The organism is Veillonella parvula (assembly GCF_945949885.1).
Classification (GTDB): Bacteria; Bacillota; Negativicutes; order Veillonellales; family Veillonellaceae; genus Veillonella; species Veillonella parvula_B.
Map to the genome: position 1 here is coordinate 72,283 of NZ_CAMFFZ010000006.1, position 9,964 is coordinate 82,246.

A 9,964-nucleotide genomic window follows, 5' to 3' on the forward strand; every position below is an offset into this window, starting at 1 on the left:
CTCCGAATAGACCAAAAATATACGTTTTGGACAAATCGGACTATTTTTTAGAATTTATACGTCATTTGGAAACGAGTATAATTCCCAAGTTTGAAGTTTTCAGATCCATATAATGTGTCTCGTTTATTGATCCCTTTTGCATCAAATGTATAGAATGCTTGTAAAAGTAGATCTTTAGTTGGTACATAGCCCCCACCAAATGTAAAGCTCTTAATGCCATCTAAATAACGATCAGGTACAGCTTCGGTGCCATTTCCGCCGAAGAAGGAACCATGTCCGAAGTACTTATAATCCACATAAGCATTCCAAGAACCTGGTTTATTCATATCTACACGACCTACATCGAATCGCAATGCCCAGAAATGAGGTGTCCCACCTATATCGCGACCTTTAATATCGAATTGAGATGAACCAGCCTTATGTTCATAATGAGTATTGCCATTCATGAAGCGACCATAGTCACTACGGTTTTGACCATAGTCGAAGGAAATGCTTGCATTATGATTTAATTGATACTTAGCACCTACACCAAATACATTAGCCACATTGTTAAACTCATGTGCTTCTGTAGCATTACCATTCGCCGTATAGAAACGATAGTCGCTACCACCAAAGGAGCGTAAGTACCAAGCAGCTAAACCAAGACGAGGCGTTACCATATGTTTAACTTGAACATAGGCAGCTTTATCAATTGGTGGTACTGTATCTTGTTGTAATACAACACCTGTCGTTGGGATAACATTACCTGTGTATTTGCTTATGTGTGATAAAGAAGCAATAGAAGTGCAAAAAATTTTGCCGTTCCTATCCGACACTTGGCCATTGTGTCGGATAGGTCGGGCGGTTATTCGGGCAAGTCAATCTTGCCGACAAAGCTGTAATAAATCTCAATGTCCTGCCTGCGGGTGCCGTTCTCATCATAGCTGCACTCATGCACCACAATTTTCTCGATCATTTCCCGCAAGAGAGTGGGGGTCAGTTCTTCAAAGGCAAGGTGCTTGCGGACAATGCCCATAAATTTCTCGGCGTTGACGGTAGCTGCCTGTGACTTGTCCAGTTCGGCTTGCAGGGCGGCGGCTCTCTTTTTCAGCTCCGCTTGCTCGGCTTCGTAGTCAGCCGACAGTTCCATGAAACGCTCATCGCTGATTTTGCCGTTTACATTGTCCTCATACAGCCGCTTGATAATGCGGCTGATTTCAGAAATGCGTTCCTGCGCCTGTTCAAGCTGCTTGATGGCTGCGGCGGTCTTTCGCTTGCCGCCGATCTCGTTCTGCTGGACAAGTAGTTTCACAAACCGGCTCTCATGCTTGGCTGCGTATTCGGTCACTTGCCGGAGATTTGCCAGGACACCAGCGGTCAACAGATCGGTGCGGATAAAGTGCGCCGTACAGTTGCGGGTGCGCTTCTTGTAGCTGCCGCAGATGTAGCAGTCCTGTTTGCGGTCTTTGTTCTGATACCGCTGCTGATACAGCACATGGCCGCAGTCGGCGCAGAACAAAATCCCGGAGAACAGCCCCACTTCATCGTAGCGGTTCGGGCGTTTGCGCTGTTTGCGTAACTCCTGCACCCGTTCCCATGTTTCCTTGTCGATGATCGGCTCATGGTGGTTCTCGAAAATGGCCTGCTTCTCGACGGGGTTCTCTATGCTGTGCTTGACCTTATAAGAAGGCTTTTCCGTTTTGAAGTTCACCAGACATCCGGTGTACTCTCGGTTTTCGAGGATATGAACGACGGTGTTGGTCGCCCATTTGCACTCATAGCCTGGGTGATAACGGCGGGTGCTGCCTGTCCGCTGATATTCCAGCGTCCCCGGCGTGGGGATTTGCTGCTCCGTCAGCATACGGGCAATCTTGGTCGGGCCGTTCCCGGCAAGGCAAAGCTGGTAAATCTGCTGCACCACCGGGGCGGCTTCCTCGTCTATAATAAAATTCTCGTCCTCGTCCATCACATAGCCGTAAACCGGCTTGCTGGTAACAGGCTTGCCGCTCATGCCTTTTGACTTTTTCACTGCCTTGATTTTCTTGCTCGTATCTCTCACCAGCCATTCATTGAACAGATTTCGCAGCGGGGTAAAATCGTTGTCCATGCCCTCGCTGGCACTGTCCACATTATCGTTGACAGCGATAAAACGCACACCCTTTTGAGGGAACAGCATTTCCGTGTAAAACCCTACCTGCAAGTAGTTTCGCCCTAACCGGCTCATGTCCTTGACGATGACCGTACCCACTTTCCCGGCTTCAATGTCCGCAAGCATGGCTTGAAATCCGGGCCGCTGGAAGTTCGCGCCGGAAAAACCGTCGTCGGTGTACCAGCGCAGATTGGTAAAGCCGTTCTGTTTTGCGTAGGTTTCGAGTATCCTTTTTTGGTTCGATATGGAATTACTCTCGCCTTGCAATTCATCCTCGTGGGACAATCTCGGATAAAGGGCGGTAATGAGGTTTTGGGTGGCTTGTCTTAACATAAAATCCTCCGTTTCCGACAGCCAGCCCCACTATTCCGTGGTTTCATTGTACCACGGAACGGCGGGGGCTGTACAGCGGCAAAAGCGTTAAATTTGCTTCTTTACAGCTTTTCAATTTTCCGATTTTTATGGTATGGGTTGTCGTCCCATATTTGCAGTAGAAAAGTTCATAACTCCGTGGTATACTCTGATTTAACAAAAAAATCAGAAGTTAAAGGAGAAAACATGAAGTATACAATAGATGAATTAACCGCGGCCAAAAGGCAAATTGATTCAACTCTGCACAAGCTAAGAGAAACAGTAAAAACATTTGAATCAAAGGATAATTCCGAGCGTTATAAATCACAAATCACATTGGCAAAGAGAAGAATAAAAGCCTTTGAAATTGCAAATTATTTTATAGAGAATGAGATTAAGAATTGCTAAAGCACTTCCGATTTTCGTTCCAGCGGTCATGCTCCCTGGCATGGCCGCTTTTCCATGCCCCGGTTCACGCCGGATAAGTCGGCTCCTGTGTAGCAGCGGCTTCCGCTTCCAGTACCCGCGCCATTTTGTCGGCGGCTGTGGTTGTGGTGTCTTTCTTGAAATAGCCGGACACGACAAGGACGGAATTGCCCATGCGGATTTCCGTCACACAGTCAGGGCGGCGGGTGGTGCGGGTGTCGTGCTGCTTGTTATCTGCCATAGGCAATACTCCTTTCAGTCGGTAATCAGTTTCTTCATGCTCTCCATTTTCCGCTTGGCGGTTTCCTGCCGGAAGTTGTCGCCGGTAAAGCGTACCGGGACGCACATGGAAAGCAGGCGGTCATAAATCCGGGAATGGGCGGTGTCCTCCGGGTTGTGCAGGTCGTCCAGCGTAAGGTTGGTCGTGACGATCAGCGGCTTGCCGCTGCGGTAACGGCTGTCAATCACATTGAACACCTGTTCCAGCCCGTATTCCGTCCCGCGTTCCATGCCGAAGTCGTCAAGGATCAGCAGCGGATAACGACAAAGGCGGGAAATGTACTCGTTGCGCCCCTCAAAGCTGGCGGCAAGGTCATTGAGGATAAGAGCAAAGTTCGTCATGCGGACGGGGATTTCTTTCTCCATGAGGGCGTTTGCGATACAGCCTGCAAGGTAGCTTTTGCCGGTGCCTACGCCGCCCCAGAACAGGCAGCCGATATTGTCTGTCCGCATATCTTCCCAATGCTCCACATACCGGCGGGCAAGCCCGGTCTGCGGGTTCCTGCCGTTGTCGTTCTCGAAAGTCCAGTCCCGCATGGTGGGGTCGGTAAAGCCCCGGCGTTTCAGTTCTTCCACGGTGTCAAGGTGTCTGCGCCGCTTTTCGGCGGCTTCCCGTTCCTCGCGGGCGGTTCTCTGGCAGTCGCACTCTGCCGGGTGGCGGTCGCGCCCGAAGATAGCGGCCTTATCCGGCGCAAAATAGGCTTCTTTCGGCTTGCGGCACTTGCCGCAGTACAGTAAACCGTCCTCGCCGGTGTAGTCCTCCGGCTCCGGGATGGTGGTCGTCATATTCTCCAAAACCGCGTTGATTTCATTCTTCATAAACTCTCGCCCTCCTTGCATGAGTAGTCTGGTATGCCCTTTTTAGGGGCTTCCTTTTTGTCGTTCCCCGCCCATATCCGCAGGGCGGCGGCATAGTTCTGGTAGCTTTTCCCGTTGGCGGCAAGGTAGCGGCTCATTTCCTCGATGAACCGTTCCAGCCTGTCAGGGTACTCTGCCTGCAACTCGTCGTATTCGGTCTGTGACAGAAAAATATTTCCATATCGGCCATAGGGCGCGGACGGCCCCCCACTCACTCCCTTTGTTTGGCTCTCTGTAAGGTTGTTTATAGTAGTTTGGTTAGGGGACGGTTTTCCGACCATCATAAGGTCGGTTTTCTGACCATCAGTAGGACGGTTTTCCGGCTCTATGAGGGGCGGACTTCCGGCCATCAGTTGGTCTGAAAACTGTACCTGTGGCACTGGCGGTACTTTGACATAAAGCCGGTTCGGTGCGGAGAAGCCGCCCCGTTCCCGTTCCAACAGCCCCGCCGTGTCCAGTTCATTAAGCGCCCCCTTGATGGTGGTGCTGCCTTTATCCAGTATTTCTGCTATCTCCGCGATGGGATAGATAATATAAATCCTGCCCTCGTCGTCCAGCCACTTGTTTTTCTGGGAGAGGGTGGAACGGTCTAACAGCAGCGAATACAGCAGCTTGGCGGTCTGTGAAATCTCCATTTTCAGCAGGAAACGGGGATACGGCAGATAGGCGGGCAGCCGCGTGTCTGCCCTGATATAATCAGCGATAGGATCACCTCCCTGTGTTCGGGTTGATTTTGGCGTATTGTCACGCATTAAAACGCCGTTTCCGGGGGAAAAGGATAAATGTATCGCGTACCCTTTGACACCCACGAAAAAAGCCTTGATTTATGCGGGTTTGAAAGGCTCTAAAGCGTGACATCTCTGCCTTTGTTTCCGCTTTCTCTCGGCGGCTTTGATTTTCTTCATGCGCCCGGCGCAGTCGGGGCAGTATTTTCCCCGGTTGGATTTGGGGACAAAGGCCGCCCCGCAGACGGCACACCGTTTCCGGCTTCCCCGGCACAAGAGGGCTGCGGCCAGCTCCCCGTCAAGGGGCAGGACAGCCACACGGAACCAGTGGCACATGAGGGAAAAGGAAATGCTCTGGACGCACACGCAAGGCTCCCCGTCGTCCAATAGCAGGCAGTTCCCCTCATCGTAGTTACAGCACTCATGTACCAGCCGCCGCGCCCGCCGGTGCTGGCGGTAGTCCATGTGGGGCAGGTTATCGCTCATGGCTCTGCTCCTTTCTGCGGTGCGGCTCGTCCCGGCGCAAAATCTGGTCGATGTTCCGCTTGACGGTCTGCAACTCCTTGAACCGCTGTTTCTGTTCGTGATAGGTGTTATACAGGCCGTCTTTCTCGGAGATAAGCTGCTCGATCTCGGCCTGCAACGCTTTCCGGGCGGGCAGCTTGGTAATGCCATGCGCCTTGAAATACCGGGCTGCTGCGTCGGCTATGATAAAATCGCTCTCATGGGCCTGCCGGTATGCGGCGCGGGCTTTCTCGGATTTCTGTGCCCGCAGCCCGTCGCGGGCGGCCTTGGTCTGGGCGTAGGCCAACACCTGCCGCTGCAACTTCTTTTTCCCTTGCAGCTTCGTTTCCAGTGCTTTCAGTTCGCCGCTGGTCTGGCGCATTTTCTGATAGGCGGTGTCAACGGCGGCTTCTAACTGCTCCGGGGAAGTAAAGCCGTATTGCTGGTAGACGGACAGCGTTTTGGCGGCCTGCTTCAGATTGTGTATCTTCGCCCAGCGTTCATAGCCCCGGCCTTTGCCCTCGGCCATTTTCTGCTCAATGTCCACAAGCCGCTGCACTCCGTCCTGTTTCGGGGCGGCTATCTCGGCTCTGGCAACCTGCAAGCGGTCTTTTATGGTGCGTGGGGGATCGGGGGATCTGGCTGGCGCTTCGGCTGCTCTGGCGGCGTTTTGCTCTAAAACGGCAAAGACAGCGGCGCGGTCAAAATCGTCGCCCAGCTTCCGGGCGGTAATTGGCTTTGTCCTGTCCGGCGTGAGGTAGGAAAGCCGCCCCCGGCTCTCCTTGACGGTCACACCCTCCTGCAGCAACAGAGAGGAAAACTCGTCAAAGCTGGCGGCGGTGGCAAGGGCTTTCCGTAGGGTCTGCCGCAGCTTCTCCTTGTTCGTTTCAAACTTGGTCTGCCGGGGCGTGATACTATCGGCAATCATGGGGGCGTTCTGCTTGTCCAGCGCGGCCTGTCCCTTTTTCTGCGCCCAATACTCCCGGTCGGTGACGCGGTTCTTGCTGCCGTTCAAGAGGTCGATTTGATAAAGCCCCTCCCGGTGGCACATCTCCATGACTTCGGATTTGAAGTAGCGCAGGGCAGCGTCGGTACATCGGTGCTTGCAGCCGACTTTCGTATCGGCCGGCCTGTCCATGTAGGGCAGGAACGGCACTTCCTCAATCCGCAGGCTGTTTATGACGATATGCACATGAATGTTGCCGCTGTGGTTATGCCCGTCCGGGTGGGTGCAGACAAGGGCCTAGTGGCCGGGAAAATGCTCTTTACAGAATTGTTCCCCCAACGCCTGCGCCCGGTCTACGGTCAGGCCGTTGTCCGGCCCGTCCCGCGGGTCAAAGCTGATGATGTAGTGGTGGCTTTTCACATCTTCCCGCCGCTGGTTTTTCTGATAGCGGAGATTGGCCCGCATACACGCAACGGCAAAATCCTCCCCGTCGCAGTTCAGCGTGGACAGCCGGTAGTCCTCGCGGGGGATAAGCCTGCCGGTTTCATCAAGGACGGGCTTCATGGTAAACTCGTCATGCTCAAAGAGAAGATATTGCTCGGCGGCTCCGTAGTCGGCGTTTTTAGAGTTGATATGCTTGAGTGTTGCCAACCGCGTCACCTACTTTCTTGAGGACTTCATACTTGAGGACGGCAAGGTCGGATATGGCGGCGCGTACCTCGCCGGAAAGGGTGTTGTAGGGTACGCCGTATTCGTTCAGATACCGGGCAATCTGATTGAGGTTGCCGCCGATCCTGCCGTACTCGGCTGTCAGCTTCCCGACAGCGGAAAGCAACTCGTCATTGACCGACGACACATGGACAACCGGGCGTATGGTCGCCCGCCGTATCGCCTGCCGGAGAAATTCGGACTGGCTGATACCATAGGGCGCAAGCCGCGCTGTGAAGTCGGCATACTCATCTTCGGACAGCCGGGTTTTCACAACGCGGCTGCGGTGGGGCGTGTTGTATTTCTTTCGCATGGTGTGACCTCCTTTCTCGCCCGTAAGGGCGCATGAGCAGGGTTTGGGGAAGGCACTCCCCAACAAGTTTCCCGCGAGGGGCAAAACTGCAGAATTGCGGATTTTGGCACCGTGGTAGAAACTTGCTCTCCGTGACTGCAAACTTTCTCTCACTTCCGTCCGCCACTTTTTTGGAAAACTGCAACCACAAAAGTTTGTTTCTCTTTTTCTGCTACTACTAATCCTGTAAAGGGCATTCCTGCCCGCTTTCGCTAAAATGACACCGGACGCAGTGGTTTCTACCCGGTGTTGGAGAAATCCTTTCTCTTTGCCCTCTACTACGGGTAAATGCTCCAAATGCCAAACACCAGGGCAGAAAAATTCCCTCCTCGCTTACTACTACAACCGGCAGGGGGCAAAATGGCCGGGAGCGGAGCCGGACAACAAAAAAAGCAGTAAATCTTTTTCAAGACTTACTGCTTTCGCTGGCCGCGTCGGTGGCGGCTGGTATTCAGTTTTTATGACTTGTCCGGTGGTTCGTCAAGCCGGAACTTGAATTGACAGTCAATTAACCGCTGCTTTACATAGTCCTCCACCTCGGCGTTGACCTGCCCGTTCACTTTTGAGAAATAGCGGATATATCCGGCGTAGTGGAGCAGGACAGCGTTCACGGCTTCTGGGTCGCCCTCACGGGCTTTGAGGATTGTTTCATAGGGGAGAAGTCTACTCATACCGGCTCACCCCCATTTCTTCGCGTAGCCGCTGCAAGGCAAGCTGGATATGCCGCCCCGCTGTGCTGCGTGACCGGCCAATACACGCGCCGATCACGCGCTGCGGCTGGCGCAGAAAGTAATAGCGCAGGATTTCTTCCCGCGTCTGCTCCGGCAAAACAGAGATCGCGTCGGCAAGGGCGGCGTTGCAGAGCAGGACGGTCTGACCGCAGACGGTAAATGGGTATTCCTCGTCCGGCTCCGACGCGGCAAACTGGACAAACTTCTCGTTCATCAGATAGTCAAGGGAAACTTGCCGTTCCCATTGCCGTTTAAGCTTCAAAATCTTGTCCAAGGCGGCACAGCGGATAACAGTCTTGCAAAAGGCGTTGTACCTGCGCTGGATATATTCTTGATAGGCTATCTGGTCGGTCATGGAAATTCCCCTTTCTGAATAATAGTGCGGGGCGGTGGCACTTCTTGCTGTCGCCCCTTGATTGCCTACCAGCAAAGGCGGGCGGGGCTGTCAACGGCTGCGCATATGCGCCGTTCATCTTGACCGTTGACTGGCTCGGCTGGGTTTGCTATTTACCCGACAAACTTGAATTTATTTTAAGCTATCACGTTTTACCTTCTTAAGCCTTACTATCATTACCATAGGAATTTCTTTGTTGGTTTTAAAACATTCTTCATAAAATCCATCAATGACAAATCCAGCTCTAAAACAAAGGTTAAAAATATCTTGTATGGAACGATGATAATAAATCTGCTCTTTCGGTTGCCCTTCAATCGCTATATCATAGTAACTGTGCGGTGTCATATATTTTTCAGTCAACGTGACAAAACAAGGGTGTTGCGTTGCAAAGACAAAAATTCCGCTTTCCTGCAACAGTTCATAAACAGCCATAAGAAGTGGTTCAATATCCGTAATATCCATAATTGCCATATTAGAAACTGCTTTCGTAAAGGCTCGATTTCTTTTTAATTCTAATATACTTTTTCTATCGGTCGCATCCGCCACATAAAATTCAATTTGTTTTGCATATTGTGATTGCCGTCTTTTAGCCAATTCTATCATTTTTTTGCTGTAATCAAAAGCGACAACCGAAGCGCCTCTTTGTGCAAGATACGAAGAATAATTTCCATTGCCACACGCAATATCCAAAATGTAATCCGCAGGATTAGGAGATAGAAGTTCCGTTACTTTGGGACGCACTACCTCTCTGTGAAATTCATTAGATTCGTCACCCATTGCATTATCCCAAAATTGTGCGTTCTCCTCCCAGATTTTTTTACTTTCCTCTGTTCCCATGTTCTCTCCCACTCCCCAAATTTGCTTTTTTGCTTCCATTAAATCTTCCTTACTATATTCCATTGTTACCCTCCATAACTTCTGATTGTTGCCGTCTTGACGATTATGTATCTTTACATTACCTTCTGAAACATATGGCGCACCTTGTCCATGCGGCTGTTTGGACGGCGGGGCTGGATGACCGGCTGACCGACAGCGGCCTGATATCCTTTCAGCTCTGTAAGGCATACGCTCCGCCCGTTGGTGTAAAAGGCCAGATCAGTACGGTATGCCTGTATACAGCGGGCGGGAATCTCGCCAGTAAAGACAACTTCATCCTTTTTTACCTGGGCCGTTTCGATGGTGGCACAGTATTTCGGTGCATCATGATAAGCCCTGGAAAGGTATTCCTGGGGCGCATAGAGGATGAAGGAGAGATAAGGTTCCAGCAGCTGCGTCCCCGATTCCTTCAATGCCTGTTCCAATACAATCGGGGCCAATGAGCGGAAGTCCGCCGGCGTGCTGACCGGACTGTAATAAAGCCCGTATTCAAAGCAAATCTTACAGTCCGTTACGTTCCAGCCGAACAAGCCCTGCTCCAGCCCGTAACGGATACCATCCCTGACAGCGTTTTGAAAACTCTGGTTCAAGTATCCCAGCGAAACCCGGCTCTCGTATTGTACACCGGAGCCAAGCGGGAGTGGTGTAACAGACAGTCCGATGGATGCCCAAAACGGGTTGGGCGG

10 protein-coding genes and 3 pseudogenes are annotated in these 9,964 nt (G+C 51.9%); 1 reads left to right on the forward strand and 12 read right to left on the reverse strand.

Annotated features, from left to right (window positions below):
* Positions 1 to 47 precede the first annotated feature (47 nt).
* Positions 48 to 755: pseudogene (locus Q7O55_RS03320) on the reverse strand (putative porin); the annotation flags it as partial.
* Positions 756 to 844: 89 nt separating this feature from the next.
* Complete coding sequence (locus tag Q7O55_RS03325) at positions 845 to 2,461, reverse strand: recombinase family protein (protein ID WP_002596236.1); 1,617 nt, start codon at positions 2,459 to 2,461, stop codon at positions 845 to 847.
* 225 nt (positions 2,462 to 2,686) lie between these two features.
* On the opposite strand from Q7O55_RS03325, the gene Q7O55_RS03330 reads away from it, so the two are divergent.
* Positions 2,687 to 2,887 carry a hypothetical protein gene (locus Q7O55_RS03330; RefSeq protein WP_002596235.1) on the forward strand — a complete coding sequence of 67 codons (201 nt, stop codon included), beginning with the start codon at positions 2,687 to 2,689 and terminating at the stop codon, positions 2,885 to 2,887.
* A gap of 64 nt (positions 2,888 to 2,951) precedes the next feature.
* On the opposite strand, the gene Q7O55_RS03335 is transcribed toward Q7O55_RS03330, so the two are convergent.
* The 10 genes and pseudogenes from Q7O55_RS03335 to Q7O55_RS03380 all read right to left on the reverse strand — a co-directional run.
* The gene (locus tag Q7O55_RS03335; protein WP_002596234.1) at positions 2,952 to 3,146 is read right to left on the reverse strand and encodes a transposon-encoded TnpW family protein; all 195 of its coding nucleotides are present in this window, start codon (positions 3,144 to 3,146) and stop codon (positions 2,952 to 2,954) included.
* A gap of 14 nt (positions 3,147 to 3,160) precedes the next feature.
* Complete coding sequence (locus Q7O55_RS03340; protein WP_002596233.1) at positions 3,161 to 4,003, reverse strand: ATP-binding protein; 843 nt, start codon at positions 4,001 to 4,003, stop codon at positions 3,161 to 3,163.
* Complete coding sequence (locus Q7O55_RS03345) at positions 4,000 to 4,794, reverse strand: replication initiator protein A (RefSeq protein ID WP_006356266.1); 795 nt, start codon at positions 4,792 to 4,794, stop codon at positions 4,000 to 4,002. The genes Q7O55_RS03340 and Q7O55_RS03345 overlap by 4 nt, the downstream gene beginning before the upstream one ends.
* A 72-nt stretch (positions 4,795 to 4,866) precedes the next feature.
* The gene (locus Q7O55_RS03350; RefSeq protein WP_002596231.1) at positions 4,867 to 5,253 is read right to left on the reverse strand and encodes a cysteine-rich VLP domain-containing protein; all 387 of its coding nucleotides are present in this window, start codon (positions 5,251 to 5,253) and stop codon (positions 4,867 to 4,869) included.
* Positions 5,243 to 6,868, reverse strand: a pseudogene (locus Q7O55_RS03355) (relaxase/mobilization nuclease domain-containing protein). The gene Q7O55_RS03350 and the pseudogene Q7O55_RS03355 overlap by 11 nt, the downstream one beginning before the upstream one ends.
* Entirely contained in the window at positions 6,840 to 7,238 is a 399-nt protein-coding gene (gene mobC, locus Q7O55_RS03360) for a plasmid mobilization relaxosome protein MobC (protein ID WP_002596229.1), read from the reverse strand. Before mobC ends, Q7O55_RS03355 begins: the two are co-directional and overlap by 29 nt.
* A 497-nt stretch (positions 7,239 to 7,735) precedes the next feature.
* A complete protein-coding gene (locus Q7O55_RS03365) occupies positions 7,736 to 7,948 on the reverse strand; it encodes a helix-turn-helix domain-containing protein (RefSeq protein ID WP_002586615.1) in 213 nt (70 codons plus the stop codon).
* Entirely contained in the window at positions 7,941 to 8,363 is a 423-nt protein-coding gene (locus Q7O55_RS03370) for a sigma-70 family RNA polymerase sigma factor (protein WP_002586616.1), read from the reverse strand. The genes Q7O55_RS03365 and Q7O55_RS03370 overlap by 8 nt, the downstream gene beginning before the upstream one ends.
* Positions 8,364 to 8,534: 171 nt before the next feature.
* Complete coding sequence (locus Q7O55_RS03375; RefSeq protein WP_303928274.1) at positions 8,535 to 9,302, reverse strand: class I SAM-dependent methyltransferase; 768 nt, start codon at positions 9,300 to 9,302, stop codon at positions 8,535 to 8,537.
* Positions 9,303 to 9,352: 50 nt separating this feature from the next.
* Positions 9,353 to 9,964, reverse strand: a pseudogene (locus Q7O55_RS03380) (tetracycline resistance ribosomal protection protein Tet(W)); the annotation flags it as partial.

Bases quoted from the DNA above. Each gene is read 5' to 3' on its own strand.
- Q7O55_RS03325 (WP_002596236.1), bottom strand. From the start codon at position 2,461: ATGTTAAGACAAGCCACCCAAAACCTCATTACCGCCCTTTATCCGAGA.
- Q7O55_RS03330 (WP_002596235.1), top strand. From the start codon at position 2,687: ATGAAGTATACAATAGATGAATTAACCGCGGCCAAAAGGCAAATTGAT.
- Q7O55_RS03335 (WP_002596234.1), bottom strand. From the start codon at position 3,146: ATGGCAGATAACAAGCAGCACGACACCCGCACCACCCGCCGCCCTGAC.
- Q7O55_RS03340 (WP_002596233.1), bottom strand. From the start codon at position 4,003: ATGAAGAATGAAATCAACGCGGTTTTGGAGAATATGACGACCACCATC.
- Q7O55_RS03345 (WP_006356266.1), bottom strand. From the start codon at position 4,794: ATGCGTGACAATACGCCAAAATCAACCCGAACACAGGGAGGTGATCCT.
- Q7O55_RS03350 (WP_002596231.1), bottom strand. From the start codon at position 5,253: ATGAGCGATAACCTGCCCCACATGGACTACCGCCAGCACCGGCGGGCG.
- mobC (WP_002596229.1), bottom strand. From the start codon at position 7,238: ATGCGAAAGAAATACAACACGCCCCACCGCAGCCGCGTTGTGAAAACC.
- Q7O55_RS03365 (WP_002586615.1), bottom strand. From the start codon at position 7,948: ATGAGTAGACTTCTCCCCTATGAAACAATCCTCAAAGCCCGTGAGGGC.
- Q7O55_RS03370 (WP_002586616.1), bottom strand. From the start codon at position 8,363: ATGACCGACCAGATAGCCTATCAAGAATATATCCAGCGCAGGTACAAC.
- Q7O55_RS03375 (WP_303928274.1), bottom strand. From the start codon at position 9,302: ATGGAATATAGTAAGGAAGATTTAATGGAAGCAAAAAAGCAAATTTGG.